The following is a 26846-nucleotide window of genomic DNA, read 5'->3' on the forward strand; positions in this document are numbered from 1 at the left end:
TACCGGTAAATTATACCCAATAATTTTTGTAACAGGCTGTTAAAACCCGATAATTTAGTCGGCTGAATGGTGGGTATTCTTTTCAAACTGCTTATCTTTGGGGCATGAAAGAAACCATCCTGATTCTCGATTTCGGCTCTCAATACACGCAGCTTATTGCGCGAAGACTGAGAGAGTTAAATGTTTATTGTGAAATTCACCCTTTTAATAAAATTCCAAAACTGGATGCCTCTATCAAAGGTGTTATCCTTTCGGGAAGTCCTTTTTCGGTTCATGACAAAGATGCTCCCGTTCCTGACCTTTCTTCTATCCGGGGAAAATATCCTTTGCTCGGCGTTTGTTACGGGGCCCAGTATCTTGCTAAACACGATGGCGGAAGTGTGGAGCCATCCAAAATCCGGGAGTATGGGCGTGCCCGGCTGCATTTTCGCGATACTTCCTGCTTGTTGATGAAAAATATTTCTCCGGAAAGCCAGGTATGGATGTCGCATGGCGATACCATTTTAAAACTTCCTGAAAATTATCGGGTGATTGCCAGTACCCAGTCGGTCAGGGTTGCCGGATTTAAAATAGAAGGAGAACCTACGTATGGTATTCAGTTTCATCCCGAAGTATTTCATTCGGAAGAAGGAATGCAGTTGCTGAATAACTTTGTTACGGAAATATGTGGCTGCAGCCGTAACTGGACACCCGGTTCGTTCATTGAAAATACGTTAAAAGATTTGCGCCAAAAGCTGGGAAATGATAAAGTGGTACTTGGACTTTCCGGCGGGGTAGATTCATCGGTGGCGGCGGTATTATTACACCGGGCGATTGGAAAAAACCTGTATTGTATTTTTGTGGATAACGGCTTGTTACGAAAAAATGAATTTGCAACCGTTTTGGATTCCTATAAAAATATGGGGCTAAATGTAAAAGGGGTAGATGCTTCTGAAGCGTTTATGCAGGCTTTGAAAGGAATCTCCGACCCGGAAAAAAAACGAAAAGCGATTGGCAAGATGTTTATTGAAGTTTTTGACCGGGAAGCCCACCAAATCCAGGATGTGAAATGGCTGGCCCAGGGAACCATTTATCCGGATGTGATTGAGTCGGTTTCGGTAAAAGGGCCGTCAGCGACCATTAAATCGCATCATAATGTGGGCGGATTGCCCGATTTTATGAAACTGAAAATCGTAGAACCGCTGAATACGCTTTTTAAAGATGAAGTCCGGCGTATCGGAAAAGCATTGGGCATGCCGGAACACTTATTAAAAAGACATCCGTTTCCCGGTCCCGGATTGGGTATCCGTATTCTGGGAGAGATAACCCGTGAAAAAGTCAGGATTTTGCAGGATGTGGATGATATTTTTATCCGGAACTTAAAAGATGCCGGACTTTACGATAAAGTATGGCAGGCATTGGCTGTTCTGCTGCCGGTGCAATCGGTGGGCGTGATGGGAGATGAGCGTACTTATGAAAATGTGGTTGTTCTGCGGGCTGTAAGTTCTACTGACGGGATGACGGCCGATTGGTCGCATTTGCCGTATGATTTTTTGGCCAAAGTGTCTAATGAAATTATCAACCGGGTGAAAGGAGTAAACCGGGTGGTGTATGATATTAGTTCAAAACCACCGGCTACTATTGAATGGGAATAAACTCCGGATTTTGTATAATAAAACCGGATAAATTACGTGAATAAAACAAACACCGGTTGAAATCGGAGTGATTTGTCGTCTGAATGAAAAAACTTTTTAATTTTGAAACAGAAGAAGCAGAAAATGATGAGGATAAAAAATAGGCTTTTGCTGGGGTTTTTGATGCTTATGGGTGTAGCAGTTTTTGGCCAAACCGTGAAAATTCCCATTAGCACCGATATTCAGACACGGAATGGAAAACAGTATTATGTGCATACCGTACGGAAAGGACAAACCCTGTATTCCATAGCCAAAGCTTACCATGTAGGGCTTGATGAGATTTATTATGCCAATCCGGAAACCCGCCAGGGCATCAGGATAGGCCAAAAGATATGGATTCCTACGGTCAATAAGGAAACGGAGATTACCCATCAGGTGAAAAATACACATTTTGATTTTTTCTATCACGTGGCGGCCGAAGGAGAGACCATCGACCATATCGCTTCGATTTATTTGATCCCGAAGCGGTATATTTTGTTGGCTAATCCGGGAATAAAAAGTCCGTTGAAAGAAGGTGAGTATGTGAAAATTCCGGTGGAAAGTGCTTTTCCAATCCTTGATGGCAAAGAAAAAGGCTCTTCTAAAAGTTACTCCGGCGGACTTCCTCCGGTAAAACCAGTTCAGGAACCGGTAACCGTAGCCACATCAACCAAAACAACTGTGGCTCCGGTGAAAAAAACAGCTGCAACTCCGGTACCTTCTTCGGGGAAAAACAAATCAATGACACCGGGGGCTTTTAATCCGAATATTCCGGTGATTAAAGATTACCGGCATGTGGTGGTGGCAGGAGAAACACTGAAAAGCATCGCTAAAAAATACGGAATTACCGAAAATGAACTAAAAGCGGTGAATCCGGGACTGATCAGTGCTTTTCAGGGAGAAAGACTGCGTTTGCCGGTAACCGCTAAAGTGCCGGGATATCATCCTTCGGAAAAAGAGTTGCAGAAGGCTTTAAAATATGAAGCTGCTTCAGGACTTACTCCGACAACACATCCGGCAACTGCTTCATCCCACTCCAAACCGGCAAAAAAATCTTTTGGGCAGAAGCAAAACAAACAATCCCTGTCGTATATCCGGCATGTGGTAAAAAAGAAAGAAACCTTGTATAGTATTGCACGACAATACGGGGTAAAATTGGAAGATTTGTACCAGGCCAATCCGGGATTAACCACCAATATTCGAATCGGACAGGTGATACGGATTCCAAAAAAAAAAATAAGCACTGACTTTGTTTATTATCATGCCCGGCAGAAAATTTCACTTAAAAAGGTAGCAAAACTTTATCACGTAGACGTTGCTTTGCTGTATAGTAACAATCCGTCTGCGGGAAGAAAGCTGTTTCCAGGACAAACATTGCGTATTCCGGTAGGTGCCCGGGCGCTGATGCTGGCCGAAGAAGAAAAAAAGGCTGAGGAAAAGAAAATGCCGGAGAAAAAAACGGAGAGCAGGGGAAATGCTTCAGTAACTCCGTTACTGGGAAAATGCCAGCCTCGTATGCATAATCGCACGTTTAAGGTGGCGTTGATGGTCCCGCTTTATCTTGAAGAGACGGACAGCCTGAACATGACGGAGTTTATGATGATGCATCAGAAAAATTTCCTGCCCTTTCATTTTGTTGAGTTTCTGGAAGGCGCACTCATTGCTTCAGATTCGCTTCGAAGCCAGGGGATGAATTTGCAGCTTTATGTATATGATGTAGATCAAAAACTGACCAAAACATCAAAGGTGCTTACCCGCCCGGAATTGAAAGAGATGAATCTGATCATCGGTCCTTTTTATAGCCGGAGTTTTCATCAGGTAGCCCTGTTTGCCAATCATTTTGAAATACCGATCGTGAATCCGCTGACATTTGGCACTGGTATTTTATCGCGTTTTCATCAGGTGGTGAAAGTGACCCCTGACGAACATCAGGAGCTTTCGCAGGTGGCCCGGCTGATTGCCCGGCAGTATGCAAATGATAAAGTTTTTGTGATTTCGCAGACCGCCTTTAAAGATGCCCGGGAAGTGGGCGCATTATGTGACAGTATCCGTCAGGTATTGCCCGATTCGGTTTATTTTTCGAATGATGCATTAGTACAAACGGGAATTGCCGTTACGGAACGGGATAAAAAAGAAGAAAGAGCGAAAGAAATTAAAGAAGACCCCACGGTTGCTTCCACCCTGCCGCCGTTAAAGAAAGTTACTCTTCAGGATACGCTGGATAGTTATTTTCTGGAAAATCACCCTGTTGATCCCGAAGAATTAAAAACATCCCAATTTGACACAACGGCTTTTTCCAATGGCTTGGTTTATATTGATTACAGTCGCGATACCTTGCATCCGTTTGAAGCCAATGCTTCTGTTTTGCGAAATAATCTGGTAGTGTTATATGGAAACCAAAAGTCATTTATCATGGATGCCATGAATCGTTTGAATGTATTGTCAGATACTTTCCATATTCAAATGATCGGATTGCCGGAATGGGAAAATATCCATGGATTAAATCTGTATCAGATGGACAACATGGAGGCAACCTGGCCATCGAGTTATTTTGTTGATTATAACGGACCGGAATACAAACAGTATCAGACAGAATTTTACCGGCGTTTTGCAACGGCTCCGGGAAAATATGGTGTACTGGGCTTCGATATTACCTATTATTTTATCCAGGCTCTTTATCATTACGGTAACCATTTTTTGAAGTGCTTGCCCGAAAATCAAAGTCACCGAATCAGTACCCGTTACCGGTTTGCTCCGGTGAACAATGACAATAATAATTATGAAAATACTTATTGGAACTGGCTTCGGATTGAGCGCAAAACACTGATTAAAATACCTGATGGTTTTGTGGAAGAAGAAGATACGGTTCCGGCTCAGGAAAAGTAAGCTACAATAGTTCGTTTGGCCCAAACCCGGTCGCCAATTTTTACAACAGGGCGTGCTGTAACCGGAAGGAAGAAATCAACACGCGAACCAAAACGGATCATCCCGATTTCCTCTCCTTGTTTCACTTTTTGTCCCACTTTGGAATAATAAACGATTCTTCGGGCCATAATGCCTGCAACCTGCCGGATTAAAACATCTTTTCCTTTTTCTTTTTCCAGAACAATCGAGCTTCGTTCGTTTTCTTCAGAAGATTTTGGATGGCGGGCCAGCAGGTATTTTCCCTCGTGATATTTGGTGTAACGAATGGTGCCGTCAAACGGATACCAGTTTACATGAACGTCAAAACCCGACATGAAAACAGAGATCTGCAACCGTTTTTCTTTAAAATATTCAGCTTCGAAAACTTCTTCAATGGCCACAATGGTTCCGTCGGCCGAAGACAAGATGTGCTCTCCTGCATTTGTTTTACGCCGGGGAACCCGGAAAAAGAAAACAATCCAGGCAAATATAAGAGCAAAAAAGGCAATCAATATGTTTTTTGCTACAGGAGCAATCGGCAAATAGGCCAGCACGGCAATGATGGCTCCCACAACGAAAAAAGCATTCCGAATGATTTTATATCCTTCCTTGTGAAATTTCATAAAGTGTAAAGATAGAAAAATACAAATGGTGTGGCAAAAATGACCGCATCAAAACGGTCGAGAACACCGCCGTGTCCCGGAAAAAGAGTTCCCGAATCTTTGACTCCGGCATTTCGTTTGAGCATTGATTCGGCCAAATCGCCAATGTTGGCAGAAATGGAAATGATTAATCCCAGCCAAAGCCAGTGCGTTGTATCTAAACAGGTTGCCACAAGGCTGAAAAGCCAGGCAAAAACCAGTGTAAAAATAAAACCACCTATACTGCCTTCCCAGGTTTTGTTGGGAGAAAGTTTGGGGTAAAGTTTGTGTTTTCCTAATGTCATCCCGGTGAGATAGGCAAAAACATCATTGGCCCACACTAATACAAAAAGAGCAATGAGTACCCAGGGAAAAGAGATGTTTCCGTTTTGTAATCCGAAAAGGCTGTTCATCATACCAAATGGCAAAGCAATATAGATAAATGCGGTAAACCCGGCAGCAATCTGCATCCACGAAGGCTTGGGTTGTCTGAAAAGTTCTGTGGCTATCAGGATGAAAAAGCCCAGTAACACAAAAAACAATCTGGAAAAATCAAGAACATTCATCCCGATAAGGCCTACGATAACATATAAAGCGACCCCCAGGAAATAATAAATGGGGGTTCCTTTTAAACGGGGTTCCGCAGGAAAAAGCCGGATAAATTCCATGAGTGCTAAAAAAGCAAAAATTCCCATTAGAATAAAAAAGGCCCAGGGCGACCACACCACGGAGCCCATCACCAATAACACAAAGACAACTCCTGTGAATACTCTTGTTAAAAACTCTTTCAATGAAATGTCTGTTTTTTCAGCGTGCAAAGATAGCCATTTATGCAAATGCAACCAACCAAACTTATTTTGTTGTGTGTTTTTTGCTAAAAATGGATAAGAAATAAGAGGATAAGCGCTGTTAAAATTTTTCCTGTAAAAGGGGTTGGTTTTATAAATTGGATCATGGTGTGTAATAAAATCCTTTTGGGTTGGAAAAATTATTAACAAGTTAAAAAAATAACACTCTGGAATAATGTTGTGAAAAATTTTTAGAAATGTGGTTTTTGAATCTTTTCTATCTATAATTGCAATGAAATATTAATTAAATACTGTTTTGCGTAAATGAAAAATGTGTTTTCACTACTATATATAAACCTAATTATCAATTATTTATTTAAAAGTTTGTTTTATGAAAAAATTCTTTACGCAAATTTTGCCAGGACTCCTTTTTGCAGCGCTGTTGCTGGGGAATGGAAATGTTGTGGCACAAAGTGGCTTCGTTACTTACCATTTTAAAGGAACGGTTACGGATGCCAAAAACCAGGAACCAATTCCGGGAGCAACGATCCTCATCGTTAATCAAAACATTGGTTCAGCTACTGATCGTAATGGTCATTATGACTTTACTGCAAAATTAAAACCCGGAAAGTATCAAATTGCTTTTAGTACAGTAGGGTATAAGACCATTGTAAAAGATTTGACCTTGGGTAATAATACGAATGTTAACATCGATGTGAACATTTCGCCGGATATTACCCGGCTCAATGAAGTTGTGGTTACCGGAGTATCCGGATTTACCAAAAAAAGTCATTTGGGAAACTCTATTTCCACGGTGAGTAGTAAAGATATTCAGGAGACCGCTCCATTAAGTATTGGTGCTGCTTTACAGGGAAATGTAGCCGGAGCATTGGTAATGCGGAACTCTGGTAATCCTGCCGGTGGTATTACCGTCCGTTTACGGGGAGCCAGTACCGTGGTTGGGAGCTCTGATCCTTTGTACATTATTGACGGTGTTATTGTGAATAATAATTCCGATCAGTTGATTAATCTGGGCGGATATACACAAAACCGGTTGGTTGACATTGATCCGAATGAAATTGATCATATCGAAGTTTTAAAAGGTGCTGCTGCCGCAGCTATTTATGGTTCTCAAGCCAGTAATGGTGTTGTGCAGATTTTTACCAAAAGAGGACAAAACGGAAAACCGAAAATTACGTTTTCTACCAGTGTTAATATGAACGAGATCAGAAAAGTTCTTCCCTGGAACAATGCCCCGCTGAAATGGGACCCAAATGATCCGACCAAAACGATTCCTGCTACCAGGTATAATTATCAGGACTATATTTTTACAAAGGCTTATGGAACAGAAAATTATGTTTCTGTGTCCGGAGGTAAAGGCAATACAAAATATATCTTTTCGGCTTCGCAGTTATACAACGGGGGTATTGTAAGAAATACCGATTTTGAACGATATAATTTCAGAGTTCGTGTTGATCAGGTGATAAACCGCTGGATGTCGGTTTCGGTAGGAACATTGATTTCAAGAAACTCTAGCCATGAAATGCCCAATGGAAAAAATTATGGTCCGATCGTAAGTTTGTTGTTTGCGGACAACTCAATTGATCCCCGTCCGGTTAATGGTGTTTATCCTAATATTGGCTGGATGGCAAACCCGTACGAAGCAGTTGATCGTATTGAAGCACCACAAACCAATAACCGTACTTTGGGAGACATTCAAATGAAATTTACTCCTTTGAAAGGGTTAAACATTAATTATATTTTTGGTTATGACCATGCCTTTAATGATGCCCGGCTGTATATTCCTGTAGGATTTAATACGAAACCGTATGGAGTTTCTGAAAAAGCAACAATGGCTACTACCATGACGAATTCAGATATTCATGCAGCTTATTCATTTCATGTTTCCCCCGACATCAGTTCGGTAACTGGGGCCGGATATACTTATCAATACGACGAATCACAGTATTTTGCTATTCGTACAGATCACCTGGCACCGGTAGCAAAAGTTACGGATGCCGGTTCATTAACCGGAAGATCGGATTACCGTACACAACGTTCTATTTGGGGCGGTTATTTGCAACAAACTTTCGGCTATAAAGAAAAAATCTTTTTGACTCTTGCTGGCCGGTGGGATGGTGCTTCTACTTTTGGAAAAGACCAGCGAAACCAATTTTATCCTAAAGCTTCAGGTTCTTATCTGATTTCTCAGGAGAACTTTTTCAAAAATAGTATAGGAAAATGGGTGAATCTGTTTAAAATCAGAGTTTCTTACGGACAAGCAGGAAACCTTTCGGCTTTGGCACCTTATTCTATTTATACCAGTTACGACCTGGCTCCCATTAATGGTCAGACCGGTCTCGTTGCTCCTATTCGTTCCGGAAATCCTGATTTAAAACCGGAGCGGCAAACCGAATTTGAAACCGGTTTTGATATGGGCCTTTTCCAAGATCGTTTGGGAATTGAATTTACCTGGTACAATCAGGATATTACTGATCTTTTGCTGCTAAGAACACTGGCTCCGTCAACAGGTTATGGAAGCCGCTACGAGAATGTGGGTTCTATGACGAACAAAGGCTGGGAACTGGCTTTGCGCGGAACCGCAATCCGGAAAAAGAATTTTACATGGAATATAACCGCTACTTTTAGCCAGAATAAAAATGAAGTAACCCACGTGGCAGGGGGAAAAATTGATCTGGGCATGTGGGGAACATCCATTGCCCAGTCCGGACAGCCGCTTGGCGTATTTTATGGTTATTTCTATGCGACCAACCCAGATGGCTCATTATTGTTAGATAGTCAGGGTTTTGTTCAACGGGCAAAAGGTCACTATGAAAACAAAACGCTTCCTGACGGTGAAGTGATTCCGGTTGCTGTTCAGGATTATGATCCGGTTACCGGCCAGCCCACTGGCGTTAGCCTGAAGAAAATTATTGGTGACCCGAATCCCAAATGGATCGGCTCCATTTCCAATACTTTTACCTACAAAAACCTTTCGCTTTTTGTGAAAATAGATATGGTACAGGGATTTGATGTGATGGATTGGAATAAACGAATGTTTGATCTCTTTCCGGGGGGTGATGCTACGGCAAAAGAACTTCTTGGCGAAATTCCAAAAGGAAGTTCTTTCCCCAAATTCTTTATTTACCAATCGTTTGTGGAAGATGGCTCTTTTGTAAAACTGAGAGATGTTGTGTTGAGTTATGATTTGAAGCTTCACAATAGCAATGTGTTGAGAAGTTTAAAATTCACTTTAAGCGGAAGTAATCTTGTCTCGTGGGATAATTACTGGGGATATGATCCTGAAGTGAATACCGAAGGCCAAAGTAACGGTGTACGTGGACAGGATATGGCTACTGTTCCGATTCCTAGAGAGTTCCGTTTTGGTGTTGTAGTTAATTTTAAATAATCTAAAAAATAATCACGATGAAATATATATTAAAAATAGTGGGCATCTTTTTTCTGGCAGGATTGATTCTTACTTCCTGTAAAAAAGATTTTCCGAATATCAATGCCCCGTCAGACGACCAGATCTTTAAAGACAAAGAAGGTCTAGAAGCAGCCAGTATCGGACTGATACAACATTTTTCTACCTCTACATTGTCTCCTATTGTGGAGATTCCGGGAATAACCACACGCGAATTTGGAGTGTCAAGTACTTATGTTACCCCAATGGAGCTGACCTATGGCGGAACCGCGTTGAGCGGCGAAAATGCCGGAATCGTCAGATTGTGGTCCCGATTGCTGCGCGATAAGGGAATGGCAGAAAATATTATAGCAAATGTAGATAATGTGGAAATGCCGGCAGGCACCAAAAGCGGAATTAAAGCGTTGGCTAAATTTATGAAAGCCATGACTTTGGGATACCTGGTAATGGATTTTCAGGAAGCCCCGATCAATGATGGTGTGGATGCCGAATTTAGTGACCGTACCGCTGTTTTGACCGAAGCGGTAAATTTGCTGAAAAGCGCATTGAATGATATCGATGCCGATCCTATTTCCGATGATTTTAAAACGAAAGTCATCCCGACAATTGATTTGAAAAATTCGATTGAAGCTTTTTTGGCCCGGTATTATCTTTATCTTGGTGATTATGCCAATGCCATTGCTACGGCCGATAAAGTAGATTTGACTTCTAAATCGGAATGGTGGTATGATGGAAGTGAAAACAAGAATCCGGTTTTTGTGTTTGCTGTTGATGGGCAACCTGATACCAAACCCAGATGGAATTTTGGAATTATGCTCAATACGGATACCGGATATGTACAATATCAGCCGGAACCGGGTGATGGAAGATTGACTTTTTACATGGATACCACGGTTCACGAATATGCATTGCCTGAGTTTGGTGGATATGAAGTGCATAACCTGAAAGGATTTTTCGCCAACGGAAATACAAAGATTCCGGTTTATCTTCCGGGTGAAATGATTTTGATCAAAGCAGAAGCTTATGCCCGTGAGGACAATCTGGCGGATGCTGTGAAAGAAATCAATGTTATAAGAGAAAAAACCAATGACGTGTTTGGCGTGAATGCTGGTCTTGGCCCCTGGACGGGTGATGCTACCAGCAAAGAAGCCGTTCTTAATGAGATTTATATTCAGCGATGTATCGAACTTTTCCTGACCGGTCAACGGCTGGAAGACAGCCGGAGAATTCATTCTTCGTTTGTTCCCAGCCCGGATAAAGATATTGTGAGCGAGCGGAACCGGAATTTCTATCCTTATTCTTATGAGGAAAGAAATAATAATCCGAATTGTCCGCCCGATCCGGCGATCTGAGCAACGTGTACTTTTCTCTTTAAAGGTTCCTTTCTTTTTGAAAGGAGCCTTTTTTATTGGAAGAGAGCGAAAAACGGGATAAATCAAAAATCATTCTACCTTTGTAAAAAACAAACAGAATTCTGTAACAATGAAAATTCGGGGTAAAAGAAACTTGTGGCTTATTTTTCTCCTTTTCTTTCCCTTTTTTAACTGGCATTGTTTGAAATCCAAACGTCCGGGAATTCCTCTTGCCGTTCAAAAGGTTATCCGGAAAGCAGGCCTTAACCGTCCTGAGCTGATGAAAGCCATTGGTTACTTTGTGGAAGATAAAGATTCGTTAAAACTGCATGCATTGTATGCGCTGATGGCACAAATGGATAAAAACTACAGTGTGTATTACAGTGTGCAGGATACTTTAGGACATCATTATTTTTTTAATCCTGAAAAATATACCGATTATCTTGCGCTTAAACGCGCGTGGGATTCCACCGAACAGATTCGTGGAAATCTGATTTATCATGCCGACAGTTTTCGTGTGGATGCTTATTCGTTATCCGGAGATTTTTTAATGAGAAATATCAATGAGGCTTTTTCAGCATGGCGAACTTTTCCGTGGGCGAAAAAGTATGGCTTCAAGCAGTTTTGTCATTATATACTTCCTTACCGGGTGGCCAATGAGCCGGTGGAAGATTTTCGGAAATATTTTATCCGTGAATATGGTCCCCTGCCCAAGAGATTTTATAAAGACCATGTGCATACCATTGATGTGGCATCATATATTAACCGGTTGGTTAATAAAAAAATAGGATATAAAGATACCTATAATAAATGTTTAGATGTACAAACTATCCGGCATCTTGAGAAAACAGGCTATGGAAATTTTTATGATATCAATGTTTATAAGGTAAAAGTATTGAGGGCTTTTGGCATTGCTGCGGCATTGGATTATACGCCGTTTTTGGCGGATACTAATTTCGGATATGCCTATACAACCGTTATTCTTCCGGATAGTAACGAGTTGATTCTGGAGTATCCGAAGCGGGTGAATTTACAAAAGCCGGGGCGTTTGGCTAAACTGTATCGCCGGACGTTTTTCCGCGACAGTGCCAGTCTTTATACCATTAAGAAAATTCAGCGGGCTACGCCGCCGTTTCTTGGTGATTTTTATTATAGCGATATTACCAATGCCGTGTCTTCTTTTCCGGTGTGGGTGGGAATTCAGGATACGGCACGGTATGTTTATCTTTCGGTGTTTAATGATGGTGGCTGGCGTCCGGTAAGTTGGGCCAGGGTGAGGGATTCTGCTGCTTTTTTCCGGAAAACGGGAAAAGATATTATCTATCTCCCGGTGAGTTACCATCGGCATATGCTGATGCGCGAAGGAACTCCTTTTTTATTGGATAATAATGGAATAAAGCATTTCCTTAAAGCCGATTTTTCGGTGATGCAACAGGTTACGTTACGAAAAACCAGTCCGTGGAGCCGTTTGGTTCACGGTGAAAACTACACGCTTTATTTTTGGGACGGGAACTGGAAAACCCTGACGAGTTTTACTGCCGGCAGAAAAGGAATTACCCTTTCATTACCGGTAGGAGCGCTGTTTTTCCTTACCAATGACGATATAGATTTCAACGAGCGTATTTTTCTTGTAAATGAATTTGGGAAACAGCAGTTTTACTGATTTGTGTTTGGACCAAGATATGGTAATTAAAAGATCAGGGGTACTTTTTGTGTCTGCTGGCTTGGCTTCTTTTGTCCTTTAACGAGTGGAACACGATGGCCATTCCGGTAAGCGACCACAAAAGCATCACGAATTCCTAAATTCCTGATCTTTTGTGCCCAGGATAAAGCTTCGGAATATTGACTGAAATTTCCCACCGTATACCGGTAAAGTCTGTTTTCGCGATTTTCGACAGGTGTAAAGGGCAGATGATAACGGTTTTGTAATGTTTTTACGGAAACCGGTTGGGTAACTGCCAGAATCTGGACCCTGTATTCCAGCGGAGAAGCCGTTTTCTTTTTTGTCAATTCTACTGGCTGGGGATGATGTGCTGGTTTTGCTGCCGGTTTTACAACCGTTGGCGCTGCCAGTGGAACGGCATCATAGTCGTAAATAGGAATCGGTGCTTTCTCTTTATATTGGTCTTCGTTACAGCAGATTTCTTTTTGTTTGGTTTTTTTCTTTTTGGAAGTACCTGTTCCCCAACCCGGCCGGATGTGATAGGTAATTCCAATTTGTGTGGTGAGTACCTGATCGTATTTAAAACCATCATGCCAAACATCCACATCGTCGTTTACTACGGTACGCAGGGTACCGCCAATATTAACGGCCCAGCGGTTGGAAATCCGCCAGTTTACCCCCAATCCTATAGGAACAACAAAAGCGCTGGTTTTGTATGTATAGCCACCAATGGTTGTTCCGCTTTTCAGAATGATACCGGTTATTCCGTCGGTCAGCCACGAATCCCAAAAAGCCCATCCGGCTCCAATGGTTCCGTATACCGAGAAACGTCGTGTCGGCTTGTATCCGGCAAAAAGATGATTGAAATTCACATACAGAAACAATCCGGCATCGTAATAGTTTCCGCCAAGGCTGAAATCCACCTTTGTTCCATCAGCTTTTTGGTCTTTCAGGCTTTTTAATCCGGCATAACTCAGAAACATGCCGGCGCCCAATGCAGGCATAAACATTTTCCGGGCACTCAGTTCTGCTGAAAAATCAATTTCTCCACTGAATTTCTGGAAATAATTGTGGTTGGATGCATCGCCGTAGAATTGCGAAAATCCCGGTTGGAATTGTATGGCCCAGTTATCCTTAAAAGCATATCCCGAAGAGGTATTGAGTTCCTGAGCTTGTAAAAAAGTAGTTCCGGCCAGGAAAAACAGAAAAAGGGAAATCCCCCAACGGATAATATCTTTCCGGTAGCTTGGCATGGATTATTTTTCTTTTTTGTTACAATATTCCATGATATAGTCATGGGCTGGTCCAAAGCCCAGTTCTAATGCCTTATTCCAGTCTTTACAGGCTCCTTCCATATCACCAAGGTAGTATTTGGCCACGCCGCGATTGAAATAATTCCGTACCCAGTTGGCATATTCCATTACGCTGGTGGGTTGTATGGATAAAGCCTGATCGTACGAGTTGATGGCATCATTGTACCGGTGTAGTTTGCTTTGGGCATTACCCAGGTAAGCATACAACATGAAATCCTGTGTATTAGGCTTTTGTGAAATGGCTTTTTCGAAATACTCGATGGCTTTAATATAATCACCCACGCGGTATTTTAGGATTCCCCAATGGTAATTATTTTCAAAAGTGTTGCTGTTGGAATATTTATTTTCGGGAACTACTTTTACATATTGGTCTTTGGCTGCCTGAACGAAGTTTTTGAAGGTGAAATATTTTACTTCATAGAACTTCCGGTTGAAAAGATAAGCCCAGTGGTTAGGTGCTGTGTAGATGGATTCGAGATACGAGTTGTCAAAAGATTTAATCAGCCGAAAGCGGCAGACTTCTTTCCCTTTGTTTTTGATGGGATAAACAGCAATAATCAGGTCGTTTCCGTTAATTCTTTCTCCCAGATGGGTTTGCTCGGCTTGTCCTACCAGCATGCTTTGCCAGTTTTTATGTTTGTAATCTTTAATGGTGCCCCGGGTAAGCACGTGCATGGCTACAGCATACGATTCATTAAAAGTAACACTATCCGGCAATAATTTAAATAACCGGGTAGTAGGGAAAACATAAAAATCCAGGGAGCGATAAGGTTTCCAGTTTTCTTTTAACACGGGGAATTCATATTCTCCGTCGCGGTATTTTTTGATCAGAACACTGTATTGTTTATTTCCGATGATCAGGCTACGCATTTCCAGTTCCGTAAAATTATCCTGTCCCAACGTTCTGGCCCCGGAATTGTCTTTATTGGCTTTTTGGTCGGGAAACGGAATTTCATTTTTCATGGAATACCAGGCTCCGTTGTTTTGTTTGGCCCATCCGGTGGCATGGTTAATTGTAGAAATGGGCGGGCTAAGGGTGGCGTAATTAATCAGATCCTGTTCCGAAACCGTTTCGCATTTATTTTTGTCTTTTTTCTTTTTGTCTTTTTTCTGTGCGGTTACCAGTGCAGGCAAAGCAAGAAAAAGAAAAACAAAAAGAATTCGGGAAAATATGGTTTTGTATTTTAACATAAATGTCATGATCATCATACACTTCTCCTAAAGTCTGTAAATGTAAGAATATTTATAAACTTTAAAATCGAATAAATTCAATTATTTCCCCGATTTTTCAACACTGTTTTTTTGTTTCAAATTATTGAAAAACAAATAATTGTACCTTAAATCGTTAAAAAGCCTTTCCTCTGATTTTGGCAGACTCCTTATTAAAGTAAGTTTTTTGCCGCATTAAAGGCCTGGGGGATGCCAGAAACATCTTTGCCGCCGGCCATGGCGAAATGGGGCTGTCCGCCGCCACCGCCTTTGATCATCGGGGCAATTTTTCGAATAATCTCACCGGCATGATAGCGCCCGGATTTTACCAAAGCATCCGAGATTCCCACGGCAAGATTTACTTTTCCTTTGTTTTCAACAGCCAGCACAATGACCAGATTGTCGGCTGTTGCCCGTAACTGAAGAACCAGATTTTTTACCTGCGATGGATCAGTATCTGTTTTTTGTGCAAGAAACAGGACATCTTTTACTTTTTCAGCTTTTCCTAACAATTCAGCTGCCAGATGCCGGGCTTGTTCTTTTTGGAGTTTTTCCACTTCTTTCCGGAGCGTGTTGTTTTCCTGTATCAGTTGTTCAACAGCCTGAACCGGATTTTGCTGGATCTTAAAATTGGATTTGATTTTTTTCAGTACTTCCAATTGATCGTCAATGTATTTTTCAGCGGTTTCTGCTGTCACGGCTTCAATACGCCGTACTCCGGCAGCAATACCACTTTCCGAGATGATCTTAAAACAACCGATTTGACCGGTAGCCGGAACATGTGTTCCTCCACAAAGTTCTACCGAGTACTCCGGGTCATAAATTACCACCCGGACTTTGTCGCCGTATTTTTCTCCAAACAATGCCATTGCGCCCATTTTTTTGGCTTCTTCTATGGGAACATTCTGCAGGATTTTCGCCGGTATATTTTCCCTGATTTTGGCATTGACGATTTGCTCTACTTTCTTTATTTCTTCTTCTGTCATTTTTGAGAAGTGGGAGAAGTCGAAGCGTAAGCGATGGCTATCTACAAATGATCCTTTTTGTTCTACATGAGTACCCAATACCCTGCGTAAGGCAGCATGCATCAAGTGTGTGGCACTGTGATTATTGGCAATAAGTGTACGTTTCTTTTCATCCACTTGTGCCTGAAATACCACATTGGGATATTGAGGCGCCTCTTTGACGTAATGAATCCGCAGATTATTTTCGTTTTTTACATCGACAACATGAAGGGTTTCGATATCAGAAACCAGAACGCCGGTGTCACCGGCCTGCCCGCCCGATTCGGCATAAAAAGGGGTCTGGTCCAGAACCACTTCATAAAAGGTCTGTTTTTTCTGCTGGATCTTCCGGTAACGGACGATACGTGCCTCGCAGGAAAGACGGGTATAACCGACAAATGTAGTGCCGTTTACTTCGGGAAGTAAAACAATCCAGTCATCAGCACTTTTTTCAGCATCTTTCCGTGAACGGTTTTTCTGGCTTTCCAGTCCTTTTTTGAAACCTTCCATATCGACAGTTAATCCTTTTTCCTGTGCCATGAGTTGAGTCAGGTCAATAGGAAATCCATAGGTGTCAAAAAGTTCAAAAGCAAATAGTCCGTCAATCTGTTTGGCATCCGGATGTTTTTCCAGATATTGTTCAAATCTTTTTAATCCCTGCGAAAGGGTGCGTAAAAAAGCTTCTTCTTCTTCTTTAATCACCATGCTGACCAGTTTTTCCTGGGAAACGATTTCCGGGAAGATTTCACCCATTTGTTTTACCAGAACCGGAAGCATTTTATACAGGAAAGGTTCGTCAAAATGGAGAAAGGTAAAGCCATAACGTACCGCACGGCGTAATATCCGTCGGATAACATAACCGGCACCGGTGTTAGAAGGTAATTGTCCGTCGGCAATGGTAAAGGCAACAGCCCGTAAATGGTCGGCAATCACCCGCATAGCCACATCCTTTTTAGAATCTGTGCCATACTTTTCTCCGGAAAGGTTGGCCAAAAAGTCTATGAGCGGCATGAAAATATCCGTATCATAATTGGATGTTTTTCCTTGCAATACCATGGTTAACCGCTCAAATCCCATCCCGGTGTCGATATGCTTTTGTGGTAAAGGCTCTAAAGAGCCATTGGCCAGACGGTTAAATTCAATAAAAACCAGGTTCCAGATTTCAATGACCCGGGGATGATCGGTATTTACCAGTTGTTTTCCGGGGATTTTTGCTTTTTCATCTGCCGGACGCAAGTCGATGTGGATTTCAGAACAGGGACCACAGGGACCGGTTTCGCCCATTTCCCAGAAATTATCTTTTTTCGATCCCGGCAAAATATGGTCTTCCGGAATATGTTGCAGCCAATGGGCTTTTGCTTCTTCGTCAGCAGATAAATTTTCGGTTTCGTCACCGCCGAAGTAAGTCACATAAAGATCATCCTTATTGATATGGTAAACTTCGGTGAGCAGTTCCCAGGCATACGCAATGGCTTCTTTTTTAAAGTAATCGCCAAACGACCAGTTGCCTAACATTTCGAACAAGGTGTGATGGTAGGTGTCATGGCCTACTTCTTCCAGGTCGTTATGTTTTCCGGAAACCCGTAAACATTTTTGGGTATTGGCTACACGTGGATGCTTTGCCGGTGCGTTTCCAAGGAAAATATCTTTAAACTGGTTCATTCCGGCGTTAACGAACATTAACGTGGGATCGTCCTTTACTACAATGGGAGCCCCCGGAACGATAGTATGTTGTTTAGACTGAAAGAATTCCAAAAATTTCTTCCTTATCTCTAATGATGTCATATACAAATAATTAACTTTTGCTGGTTGATATTTTATTTTTTCAAGAGGGCAAATTTACGGTTATTTATTAATTTTGCCGATGAAAAGGATTGCAAATATGGCTAAAACCAGGTATTTTTTTAATGAAAAAACGCTGTCGTACGAAGAAATAAAACTCACGCGGGGACAGAAAGTTTTTCGGTTTTTTCTGTTCCTGTTTTCTGCCATTGCTCTGACAGCAGTTTTTGTTTTTATCTTATTTAATTTTTTCGACTCTCCTAAAGAGTTAATGCTGAAAAGAGAAATTGCCGAATATAAGCTCCAGTACCGGATGATGAATGATAAGCTCGATAAGCTGCAAAAGCTGATGGATGAGCTGGAGTACCGCGATGACAATATTTACCGGGTGATTTTTGAAGCGGAGCCTATTCCGAAATCGGTCAGAGAAGCCGGTATTGGCGGCGTTGACCGGTATGCTAATCTGGAAGGTTATGACGAATCAAAACTGTTGATCGAAACGGCTAAAAAGCTGGACAAACTCACCAGCGAGATTTATGTACAGAGTAAATCGTTTGACGAAGTTTTTGCCATGGCCCGCAACAAAGAAAAGATGCTGGCCAGTATTCCGGCCATTCAACCAGTACGGAATATTGACATGCGGCGGATCTCTTCTTATTTCGGTTACCGTATCGATCCGTTTTACAAAGTAAAAAAGTTTCATGAAGGGATTGATTTTTCTGCTCCGATAGGAACACCGGTTCACGTTACCGGCGATGGGGTAGTGATCAAAGTTATTCGGTCGAATCGGGGATACGGAAATGAAATTATTGTAGATCACGGTTTTGGATATATGACACGGTATGCCCATTTAAGTGCATTTAAAGTAAAAAAAGGTGAGCATGTAAAACGCGGACAGGTTATTGGCTTGGTGGGAAATACCGGAAAATCCACAGCACCGCACCTGCATTACGAAGTGATAAAAAATCATCATCCGATTAATCCGATCAACTTTTTCTTTAACGACCTGACGCCGGCTGAATATTCGAAAATGGTTGCCCTTTCGAAATATCCTACCCAGTCGATGGATTAACCTTTGCCTGCTATGGCCCAGAAAATTTATTTCCGTATTGGTGAAGTGGCTAAAAAGTTTGGTGTGAAGCCTTCACTTATCCGGTATTGGGAAAAGGAATTTTCGTTTATTCATCCGAAAAAAAGCTCAGGCGGAACCCGTTTGTTTACCCGTAAAGATGTGGACAATTTTGAGATTGTCTATCATTTAATTAAAGAAAAAGGAATGACCATCCAAGGGGTTCGCGACTATTTCAAGAAACATTACGACAAAGAGTCGTTAGACAAATTGCAGGTTATCAATACCTTAAAACGAACCCGAAACCTTCTTCTCGATGTCAGGCAGGTTTTAACGGAGAACCGGAAATGACGGTTTAGATCCTATTCGAAGTATTTTCCCGGAACAAGATAATTTTGTACGTAATCGGTAATTCCCTCTTCCAGTGAAGTAAAAGGCCGGATAAAGCCTGCTACCCGCAGCTTTTGCATATTGGCTTCAGTAAAATACTGGTATTTGTCCCGGATATCTTCAGGTGTGTCAATGAATTCAATTACCGGTTCTTTGTCCAGCGCGGCAAAAACAGCCCGGGCCAGATCCAGAAAAGTGCGGGCTTTGCCGGTTCCCAGATTGTACAATCCCGACGCCGGTTGTTGTTTCAGAAGAAATAAAATGACATCCGAAATGTCTTTTACATAAATAAAATCGCGGAGTTGTTCGCCATCTTTGAAATCCGGACGGTGCGAACGGAACAACCGAACCCTGCCATTGTCACGGATTTGATAAAAAGCATGCAATATAACAGAAGCCATACGTCCTTTATGATACTCATCCGGGCCATAAACATTGAAAAATTTAAGCCCGGCCCAGAAAGGAGGTTGGTTTTCCTGCTTCAAAGCCCATTTGTCAAATTCATTTTTTGATATGCCGTAAGGATTTAATGGTTTCAGCTTTTCCACCACCTCGTGATTGTCATCGTATCCAAATTCACCATTCCCATAAGTGGCAGCTGACGATGCGTAAATAAGCGGGATCTGGTATTTTGCACATCGCTCCCAGATTGCTTTGCTGTAGTTTAGGTTAAGCCGGTCGAAGATCCGCATGTCGAATTCAGTGGTGTCGGTTCGGGCTCCCAAATGGATAACCTGTTTCACTTCGCGGGCATGCTGGTCAAACCAATCAAAAAATTCATCGCGATGAATATTCCGGATAAACTTTTTTGATTGCCAGTTTTTTTTCTTTTCAACGGACGAAAAATCATCCACAATTACAATATCTTCGTAACCGGCAAGGTTCAGCTTGTGCAAAACCACACTTCCAATAAAGCCGGCGGCTCCGGTAAGTACAATCATAATTTCTTGTGTTTTGTAGGGCAAAAATACAATAAATGGACGGGTTTTGATATTTCCGGAAGCATTATTCAACAGCCTGCCGTAGGAATTTTATATCCATAAACAGAAAATTTGGACAGGTCGCTATTCTGTTCCGGATTGTTGATAATATTGTCGACATCTTTTTCTGTGCAGAATGAAAAAGCTGTAGTCAATTGTCTTATTTTTGTCTTTCGGTAACATAAAACGATGTTAGCGAAAACGCATTTCCTTTCAGATAGAATATACTTCCGCAACGGAAGAAAGCTTTTATTTTTTAGACGGTTTCTACCGTCTTTTTTTTTTGTTTTTCCATTTAAATTTTTTAATTCATGAATCGTTTAAAAAACCGAAGTCTGGTTTCTATTACCGATTACGGCAAAGAAGAGATCTTAAAAGTTCTTGACATTGCAGAAGGTTTTGAAGAAAACCAGCGACAGAAAATCCTTTCCGATTATGTGATTGCCTCTTTGTTTTTTGAGCCTTCCACCCGTACCCGTCTCAGTTTTGAGAGTGCCGTACATTATCTCGGGGGCAGTATTATTGGGTTTGCCAGCGCCGATACGTCCAGTGTGCGAAAGGGGGAATCATTAAAAGATACCATACTTACCGTGAGTAATTATTCCGATCTGATTGTGATGCGCAATCCGTTAGACGGCAGTGCCCGCTTTGCCAGTGAAGTTTCACCGGTGCCGATCATCAATGCCGGCGACGGAGCCAATCAGCATCCGACACAATGTTTGCTCGATTTGTATTCGATCCGGAAAACACAAGGAACCCTGGAGAATCTCCAGATTGCTTTGGTGGGCGATTTAAAATATGGCCGTACGGTACATTCGCTGGTACAGGCGCTGAGCCTTTTCGGTGCTACTTTTCATTTGGTTTCTCCCGAGTCGCTGAAACTTCCCAGCGGCGTGAAAAAGTGGATTAAAGATGCCGGACTGGAATACTTTCAGTATACCGAACTGGCCGATGTTATTCCTTTTGCCGACATTATTTACATGACGCGGATTCAGGGAGAACGTTTTCCGGATCCGATGGAATATGAAAAGGTGAAAAATGCTTATGTGCTTGAAAATAAAATGCTTGAAAAGTCAAAAGAGAGTTTGCGTATTCTGCATCCGTTGCCGCGGGTGAACGAAATCAGCGAAGATGTGGATGATAATCCGAAAGCCTACTATTTTCAACAGGCCAAAAACGGGGTGTATGTTCGTCAGGCTTTGATTGCTGCTATTCTCGGATTAAAAGAATAGTACTCTGAGAAACAGCCGCATTTTTATGCGGAAAAATTTGAATAAAAAACACCGTAAACCGTAAAAAGTAAAAAGAAAAACCCATGAAAAATAAAAGAACCGAATTAAAAGTACAGGCCATTCGTACCGGAACCGTAATCGACCATATTCAGGCCGAAAATACCTATCGTGTTTTTACCATGCTCAATTTGGAAAAAAGTACCGATCATGTTTATTTCGGAACCAATCTTGAAAGTAAAAAACTGGGGAAAAAAGGGATTATCAAAATCAGCAATAAATTTTTCGAACCGGAAGAAATCAGTAAAATTGCATTGGTAGCTCCGCATGCTACTCTTATTGAAATTCGTGATTATGAGATTATTAAAAAACAGCAGGTGGAATTGCCACGAGAAGTGCACAACATTGTAAAGTGTGTAAATCCTAAATGTGTCACCAACAACCAGGAGGTACCTACCCAGTTTAAGATTATTCGTGACCACCATGGCAAACTGAAGCTTCTCTGTCGCTATTGCGAAAAAACCATGAGTATGTCGGATGTTCAGTTTTTATAAAAAATCTTTTCCGTTATTTTTGCACCCTCACGTAAAAAGGGAAAATAACGGTGAAGTATTCCGGAAAACGTCATCCTGTCCTTCGCCTTATTGCACAAGGCGAAGGATTACATCTCGATTTTAAATTTGAAATATCGGATGCGCCTAAAATTGCCCGGTCGTTATCGGCATTTGCCAATACCGAGGGCGGAACACTGTTGATTGGGGTAAAAGATAATGGGAAAATTTCCGGAATCCGCTCGGAAGAAGAGTTTTACATGATACAAAATGCGGCCATGCGCTATTGTAAACCGGAAGTTTCTTTTCAATCGAAAGAATGGCTTGTCGAAGGGAAAAAAGTGCTGGAGATTACGATTCCCAAAGGTTCCCGGCAGCCGTACAAAGCATCGGACAAACAAGGCCGTTACCGGGCTTATATCCGAGTGAAAGATGAAAATATCCTGGCCGATGGTGTGCAGATGAAAATCTGGCAGCAGTTAAAAAGCCATAAAGAAATCCGGTTTATGAATAGTGCTGAAGAGCGGAATCTTCTTCAGTGTCTTGATGCCGATGAAATGCGGGCTTTGTCTTTTCTTAAAAAGCAATGCGGACTTTCTCCGTATAAAGTGGAAAAACTGCTTTCTGAATTTGTTCTGTTGGGATTGGTAGAAATGAAAACCACTACCGAAGACAGTTTCTTCTCATTGTGTACTTTATCTTCCTGATTGCTGTAAAAAAATCTGGTTCAACCGTTTTCTGTTTTGTTAATTTTTATTTACTTTTGTGAATTATACATTAAATGTTGATTCATGAAAGGGAGAGTTTTTATTCTTTTGATTCTTGTTTTGGCTATGCAGACGCTACAGGCGCAGCGTTTTGGTGATGATCAAAAACAGGATACATTAAAGGATGGACGTCTCTCTCAACCGCAGGTACAGCTTTCGTTGGGAACATCAGTTGCCTTTTTTTATCCCGGAATAAATGGATTTGGTACTTATGTGGCTCCGATGGTGACTTTCCCGGTAAATAAGAAATGGAGTTTTGCTGCCGGTATGGCCTATACCAATTTTTTTACAAGCGGAATCCCTTATGTGGAAGGAACCCGTGTTGACAATCAAGCCCAAAGTTATGGAACAATTTATTTGTCGGGAAGCTATCAGATCAATGAAAAACTTTCTGTAACAACGGCAGGGTACAAAACTTTTTTGCTTAACCCACTTTCGCCTGCCCAGGAGAAAATAAATCCGGGAGCAGCAGATTTTAGGAATAGCGGAGCTTCGGTACAGTTCGATTACAAGGTAAGCGATCATTTTCATATCAATGCGGCTTTTTCCGTGCAAAAACATCCTTCCGGATATTATTTGCCTTTTGGTTATGGCGGTGGAAATGGATTTTTTTACAGTACACCGATGCCTCCGTTTTAACCGGTTTTTTATCCGGAATTCTGAAAAATCCGGATAAAAAAATACCTTTCCAGCTCCTTGGTTTTTAACGTTTATTCCGATTCCCTTACCGGGAATTTTCCGTAATTTTACCCCAAAATATAAATTAAAAAAAGTAAAACAATGTTTGACAAATCAGTTTATACCCGCAGACGTGAGCAATTAAAAAAAGAACTTCAATCGGGCGTGGCACTCTTCCTCGGTAATGTGGATGCCGCGTTTAATTATCCTGCCAACCAGTATCATTTCAGGCAGGACAGTAATTTTTCCTATTTCTTTGGACTGGATAATCCCGGCTTTGCCGGCGTAGTCGATGTAGACAACAATAACGATTATATTTTCGGTAATGATGTAGATATTGATGATATTATCTGGATGGGAAAACAACCGTTGGTGAAAGACCTTGCCGCACAGGTTGGCGTGGAGCAGAGTTTCCCTTATTCCGAACTGGCCGGATGGATTTCCAAAGCGTTAAAAGAAGGACGAAAAGTCCATTTTCTGCCGCCTTATCGCGGAGAGACAATCATTGAATTATCGGCTTTGTTGGGAATTCCCAACGCCGAAGTAAAAGCTGCGGCTTCTGTTGAATTAATAAAAACTGTGGTGAAACTTCGCGAAATAAAAGACGATTTGGAAATTGCTGAAATCGAAAAAGCGTTGCTTACGGCTTATTACATGCATACCACCGCCATGAAAATGGCCATGCCCGGAATGGTGGAACAGGATATTGCCGGAACCATCGAAGGAATTTCACTTGCCATGACCGGTCCGGTTTCTTTCCCGATTATTCTGAGTGTGGATGGTCAGACACTACATAATCACAGTCATCATAATACTTTGAAAGAAGGCCGGATGATGGTGACGGATGCCGGTTCTGAAACCGCTTTGCATTATGCCAGCGATATTACCCGTACCGTTCCTGTGGGCGGAAAATTCAATACCCGGCAGGCCGAAATTTATCAAATTGTTCTCGATGCCAACCTGAATGCCATTGATGCCATAAAACCCGGTGTGCCTTATCGCGATATCCATTTTTTGGCTGCCCGCACGATCGTGGACGGACTGAAAGCAGCCGGATTGATGAAAGGAGATACGGAAGCTGCGGTACAGGCGGGTGCTCATACGCTTTTCATGCCACACGGACTGGGGCATATGATGGGATTGGATGTGCATGACATGGAAGGCCTTGGCGAAGATTATGTGGGATATGATGATACGATCCGGCGCTCTACAGAGTTCGGAACAGCTTACCTGCGCCTGGCCAAAGCCCTGAAGCCGGGATTCGTTCTCACCGTAGAACCGGGAATTTACTTTATTCCCGATTTGATTGATAAATTCAGGACCGAAGGGAAATTCCTTGATTTTGTCAATTACGATAAACTGGAATCGTACAAAGATTTTGGTGGTATCCGCATTGAAGACGATGTGCTGGTTACCGACGAAGGAAAACGTGTTCTCGGAAAACCCATTCCGAAAACCATTGCCGACGTGGAAAAGACCATGGCTGAACCACGCGAATGGCTTAAACGCGAAGGATTTATATAAGATGATTTTTTAGGGCGCCTTTTAGGCCTGCCCGACTGCGTCGTTCAGGCGGGCTGTCCGTTTTAGTGGCGGCGGGGCAAACGGTGTTTCGCTACGGCGGCATACGAGCTTCCATAGGTCGCTGTATGCCTGCCCGCTCGAAATCCCCTCGCGGGCCTGCTGCACATCCGTTGGCACCGCCGCCAGCTGTCACTGCCATCCCGGGCGCTTTTCGTTGTGCCAGGATTTTCTGTTATCCTGTTGCATTTTCTCTTTTCCGGCGTTCTTCGTCGCGAAGAATCCGGCGCAACAATTTTACGCCTTGTTTGGGCAATTCTTTTCTGAATTCTACATAAGCCGGCACTTTGTGCGACGAAAGATTGTTTTTGGCCCACCGGATGATTTCATCCGTCGTTATTTTGTCCCGGAACTCGGGCTTTAATACAATAAAGCTTTTAATCACTTCTCCTTTCCGGCTGTCCGGTACAGGAATTACCGCGTTTTCCAACACTGCCGGATGTTGGTTGATCAGCGCTTCAACTTCTTCAGGAAAAACAGAAAATCCGGAAACTTTGATCATCTCTTTGTACCGGCCCAGCCAGTACAGGTAGCCGTCTTCGTCAAATTTACCCACATCGCCGGTGTACACCCAGCCATCTATCAATGTTTCGGCTGTTTTTTCCGGATTGTTCCAGTATCCTTTCATACATCCCGGGTTGCGTAACACAATTTCACCTTCTTCACCAATGGGAAGTTCTTTGGTCTTATCGTTAAAATCCACAATTTTAAATTCTTCGTCAAAGCTGGGAATTCCCATGCTGCCATATTTAATTTTGTGTCTTGGGCAAAAAGTATCCAGCGTGTGCGTTTCGCTCAATCCGTAAGCGCCTTCCAGCAAAGGACAGCCTCCGGTAAATGTTTCCCATTGTTTGGCAATTTTTTCATCTAAAGCAACGACAAACGAGGTGGTTAAATTCAGTTTCAGGCTGCTGAAATTGTATTGTGAAGCCTCCGGGTGTTTCATGATAGCCAGATTCATGGGAACCATGCTGTACCATTCGGTTACGCGGTAGGTATCTATAGCCTGCATTACGGCCAGCGGGTCAAACTGGGTAAGCATGATGTTGGTTGCTCCCCGCAATACCGGTCCAATGAGAAAAAGCATTCCTGCGATATTGAAAAACGGCATGGTGGTCAGTACCCGGCTGTCTTTTCCGATATGCATAATGGTATCGGCTGCCGAAGGTTTGTACAAATGGGCAAAATGGCTGAGCATGGCGCCTTTGGGCAATCCGGATGTTCCGCCGGTATACTCAAATAAGGCAATGTCCTGATCTAAATCAATGGTGATTTCCGGAAGTTCTTCCTTCATCGGTGTTTGCATGATTGCCATAAAATCATCGGTATGCGGATCGGTTTGTTTGGGAACTTTCAAACTGTTGTGTAAAGTTAGGGTAGGAGATGGGGGCAGATAATCCTGAAAGCTGGTACTGACTATCGATAACAATGTGGGCATCTCTTCGCGCACGTGGTTTACAATGGGCATAAACTGGTCCAGTGCCACCAAACATTTCATTCCGGCATTATTAACTTCGTATTTGAGTTCCATCTCTTTGAACAGGGGCGAACACGGACAAACAATTCCCCCCATCTTCAGGATGCCAAAATGCGCAATGGCATATTGTGGACTGTTCCCAAGAAATAAACCTACACGATCTCCTTTTTCAAGGCCGAGTTGTTGTAAATATTGAGCAAATTTATCAGACGATTCATCCAGCTCGCGGTAGCTGATTTCACGGCCGTAATAGATAATGGCCGGTTTTTCTGGTGTGCGGCGGGCATGAATCTTCAAATACTCAAAAACAGGTTTTTTGCCTTCGGAAAGAACAACTTCTTTTGGGATGTCGGAAGGCCAGTGTTTCATCCAGATTTTTTCCATACTTT

19 protein-coding genes are annotated in these 26846 nt (G+C 42.3%); 12 read left to right on the top strand and 7 right to left on the bottom strand.

The window, feature by feature from the left end; genetic code table 11:
* Positions 1-104 precede the first annotated feature (104 nt).
* Positions 105-1634 (top strand): glutamine-hydrolyzing GMP synthase, encoded by a 1530-nt coding sequence (gene guaA, locus LA303_RS05650; RefSeq protein ID WP_240526950.1) that lies wholly within the window; start codon positions 105-107, stop codon positions 1632-1634.
* Between the two features lie 123 nt (positions 1635-1757).
* Positions 1758-4538 (top strand): LysM peptidoglycan-binding domain-containing protein, encoded by a 2781-nt coding sequence (locus tag LA303_RS05655; RefSeq protein ID WP_240526951.1) that lies wholly within the window; start codon positions 1758-1760, stop codon positions 4536-4538.
* Here LA303_RS05655 and LA303_RS05660 read toward each other — a convergent pair.
* Together LA303_RS05660 and LA303_RS05665 are read right to left on the bottom strand one after the other, a co-directional pair.
* The gene (locus LA303_RS05660; RefSeq protein WP_240526952.1) at positions 4526-5179 is read right to left on the bottom strand and encodes a phosphatidylserine decarboxylase family protein; all 654 of its coding nucleotides are present in this window, start codon (positions 5177-5179) and stop codon (positions 4526-4528) included. The genes LA303_RS05655 and LA303_RS05660 overlap by 13 nt on opposite strands.
* On the bottom strand, positions 5176-5988 hold the full coding sequence (locus LA303_RS05665; RefSeq protein WP_240526953.1) for a phosphatidate cytidylyltransferase: 813 nt from the start codon (positions 5986-5988) through the stop codon (positions 5176-5178). The genes LA303_RS05660 and LA303_RS05665 overlap by 4 nt, the downstream gene beginning before the upstream one ends.
* Positions 5989-6376: 388 nt before the next feature.
* On the opposite strand from LA303_RS05665, the gene LA303_RS05670 reads away from it, so the two are divergent.
* The 3 genes from LA303_RS05670 (at position 6377) to LA303_RS05680 (ending at position 12427) form a co-directional block, all read left to right on the top strand.
* On the top strand, positions 6377-9394 hold the full coding sequence (locus tag LA303_RS05670) for a SusC/RagA family TonB-linked outer membrane protein (RefSeq protein ID WP_240526954.1): 3018 nt from the start codon (positions 6377-6379) through the stop codon (positions 9392-9394).
* A 17-nt stretch (positions 9395-9411) separates the two neighbouring features.
* Complete coding sequence (locus LA303_RS05675) at positions 9412-10764, top strand: RagB/SusD family nutrient uptake outer membrane protein (protein WP_240526955.1); 1353 nt, start codon at positions 9412-9414, stop codon at positions 10762-10764.
* 202 nt (positions 10765-10966) lie between these two features.
* A complete protein-coding gene (locus LA303_RS05680) occupies positions 10967-12427 on the top strand; it encodes a hypothetical protein (protein WP_240526956.1) in 1461 nt (486 codons plus the stop codon).
* A gap of 26 nt (positions 12428-12453) precedes the next feature.
* On the opposite strand, the gene LA303_RS05685 is transcribed toward LA303_RS05680, so the two are convergent.
* From LA303_RS05685 to alaS, 3 genes are all read right to left on the bottom strand, one after another.
* On the bottom strand, positions 12454-13680 hold the full coding sequence (locus LA303_RS05685) for an SPOR domain-containing protein (RefSeq protein WP_240526957.1): 1227 nt from the start codon (positions 13678-13680) through the stop codon (positions 12454-12456).
* A gap of 3 nt (positions 13681-13683) precedes the next feature.
* Positions 13684-14940: a tetratricopeptide repeat protein gene (locus tag LA303_RS05690; RefSeq protein WP_240526958.1), complete on the bottom strand. Its 1257-nt coding sequence runs from the start codon at positions 14938-14940 to the stop codon at positions 13684-13686.
* Positions 14941-15122: 182 nt separating this feature from the next.
* Positions 15123-17738, bottom strand: coding sequence for an alanine--tRNA ligase (alaS, locus tag LA303_RS05695; RefSeq protein ID WP_240526959.1), 2616 nt, complete (start codon positions 17736-17738; stop codon positions 15123-15125).
* Between the two features lie 97 nt (positions 17739-17835).
* Here alaS and LA303_RS05700 point away from each other — a divergent pair, with 97 nt between their 5' ends.
* Positions 17836-18807, top strand: a complete 972-nt coding sequence (locus LA303_RS05700) for a M23 family metallopeptidase (protein ID WP_240526960.1) — start codon at positions 17836-17838, stop codon at positions 18805-18807.
* A 12-nt stretch (positions 18808-18819) separates the two neighbouring features.
* A complete protein-coding gene (locus LA303_RS05705; RefSeq protein WP_240526961.1) occupies positions 18820-19155 on the top strand; it encodes a MerR family transcriptional regulator in 336 nt (111 codons plus the stop codon).
* Positions 19156-19166: 11 nt separating this feature from the next.
* Here the strand turns inward: LA303_RS05705 and rfaD are convergent, their stop codons facing one another.
* Complete coding sequence (gene rfaD / locus LA303_RS05710) at positions 19167-20135, bottom strand: ADP-glyceromanno-heptose 6-epimerase (protein WP_240526962.1); 969 nt, start codon at positions 20133-20135, stop codon at positions 19167-19169.
* A gap of 350 nt (positions 20136-20485) precedes the next feature.
* On the opposite strand from rfaD, the gene pyrB reads away from it, so the two are divergent.
* The 5 genes from pyrB (at position 20486) to LA303_RS05735 (ending at position 24923) form a co-directional block, all read left to right on the top strand.
* A complete protein-coding gene (gene pyrB / locus LA303_RS05715; protein ID WP_240526963.1) occupies positions 20486-21406 on the top strand; it encodes an aspartate carbamoyltransferase in 921 nt (306 codons plus the stop codon).
* 83 nt (positions 21407-21489) lie between these two features.
* Positions 21490-21957: an aspartate carbamoyltransferase regulatory subunit gene (gene pyrI / locus LA303_RS05720; protein ID WP_240526964.1), complete on the top strand. Its 468-nt coding sequence runs from the start codon at positions 21490-21492 to the stop codon at positions 21955-21957.
* Between the two features lie 50 nt (positions 21958-22007).
* Positions 22008-22661 carry an AlbA family DNA-binding domain-containing protein gene (locus tag LA303_RS05725; RefSeq protein ID WP_240526965.1) on the top strand — a complete coding sequence of 218 codons (654 nt, stop codon included), beginning with the start codon at positions 22008-22010 and terminating at the stop codon, positions 22659-22661.
* Between the two features lie 84 nt (positions 22662-22745).
* On the top strand, positions 22746-23360 hold the full coding sequence (locus LA303_RS05730; protein WP_240526966.1) for a hypothetical protein: 615 nt from the start codon (positions 22746-22748) through the stop codon (positions 23358-23360).
* Positions 23361-23501: 141 nt separating this feature from the next.
* Positions 23502-24923, top strand: a complete 1422-nt coding sequence (locus tag LA303_RS05735) for an aminopeptidase P family protein (protein ID WP_240526967.1) — start codon at positions 23502-23504, stop codon at positions 24921-24923.
* Positions 24924-25155: 232 nt separating this feature from the next.
* On the opposite strand, the gene LA303_RS05740 is transcribed toward LA303_RS05735, so the two are convergent.
* The gene (locus LA303_RS05740) at positions 25156-26841 is read right to left on the bottom strand and encodes an AMP-binding protein (RefSeq protein WP_240526968.1); all 1686 of its coding nucleotides are present in this window, start codon (positions 26839-26841) and stop codon (positions 25156-25158) included.
* Positions 26842-26846 lie beyond the last annotated feature (5 nt).

It is taken from the genome of Candidatus Sulfidibacterium hydrothermale (assembly GCF_020149915.1).
GTDB classification, from domain to species: domain Bacteria; phylum Bacteroidota; class Bacteroidia; order Bacteroidales; family F082; genus Sulfidibacterium; species Sulfidibacterium hydrothermale.

Excerpts from the sequence above, each read along its gene's own strand:
- guaA (WP_240526950.1), top strand. The coding sequence starts at position 105 with ATGAAAGAAACCATCCTGATTCTCGATTTCGGCTCTCAATACACGCAG.
- LA303_RS05655 (WP_240526951.1), top strand. The coding sequence starts at position 1,758 with ATGATGAGGATAAAAAATAGGCTTTTGCTGGGGTTTTTGATGCTTATG.
- LA303_RS05660 (WP_240526952.1), bottom strand. The coding sequence starts at position 5,179 with ATGAAATTTCACAAGGAAGGATATAAAATCATTCGGAATGCTTTTTTC.
- LA303_RS05670 (WP_240526954.1), top strand. The coding sequence starts at position 6,377 with ATGAAAAAATTCTTTACGCAAATTTTGCCAGGACTCCTTTTTGCAGCG.
- LA303_RS05675 (WP_240526955.1), top strand. The coding sequence starts at position 9,412 with ATGAAATATATATTAAAAATAGTGGGCATCTTTTTTCTGGCAGGATTG.
- LA303_RS05685 (WP_240526957.1), bottom strand. The coding sequence starts at position 13,680 with ATGCCAAGCTACCGGAAAGATATTATCCGTTGGGGGATTTCCCTTTTT.
- LA303_RS05690 (WP_240526958.1), bottom strand. The coding sequence starts at position 14,940 with ATGACATTTATGTTAAAATACAAAACCATATTTTCCCGAATTCTTTTT.
- alaS (WP_240526959.1), bottom strand. The coding sequence starts at position 17,738 with ATGACATCATTAGAGATAAGGAAGAAATTTTTGGAATTCTTTCAGTCT.
- LA303_RS05700 (WP_240526960.1), top strand. The coding sequence starts at position 17,836 with ATGGCTAAAACCAGGTATTTTTTTAATGAAAAAACGCTGTCGTACGAA.
- LA303_RS05705 (WP_240526961.1), top strand. The coding sequence starts at position 18,820 with ATGGCCCAGAAAATTTATTTCCGTATTGGTGAAGTGGCTAAAAAGTTT.
- rfaD (WP_240526962.1), bottom strand. The coding sequence starts at position 20,135 with ATGATTGTACTTACCGGAGCCGCCGGCTTTATTGGAAGTGTGGTTTTG.
- pyrB (WP_240526963.1), top strand. The coding sequence starts at position 20,486 with ATGAATCGTTTAAAAAACCGAAGTCTGGTTTCTATTACCGATTACGGC.
- pyrI (WP_240526964.1), top strand. The coding sequence starts at position 21,490 with ATGAAAAATAAAAGAACCGAATTAAAAGTACAGGCCATTCGTACCGGA.
- LA303_RS05730 (WP_240526966.1), top strand. The coding sequence starts at position 22,746 with ATGAAAGGGAGAGTTTTTATTCTTTTGATTCTTGTTTTGGCTATGCAG.
- LA303_RS05735 (WP_240526967.1), top strand. The coding sequence starts at position 23,502 with ATGTTTGACAAATCAGTTTATACCCGCAGACGTGAGCAATTAAAAAAA.
- LA303_RS05740 (WP_240526968.1), bottom strand. The coding sequence starts at position 26,841 with ATGGAAAAAATCTGGATGAAACACTGGCCTTCCGACATCCCAAAAGAA.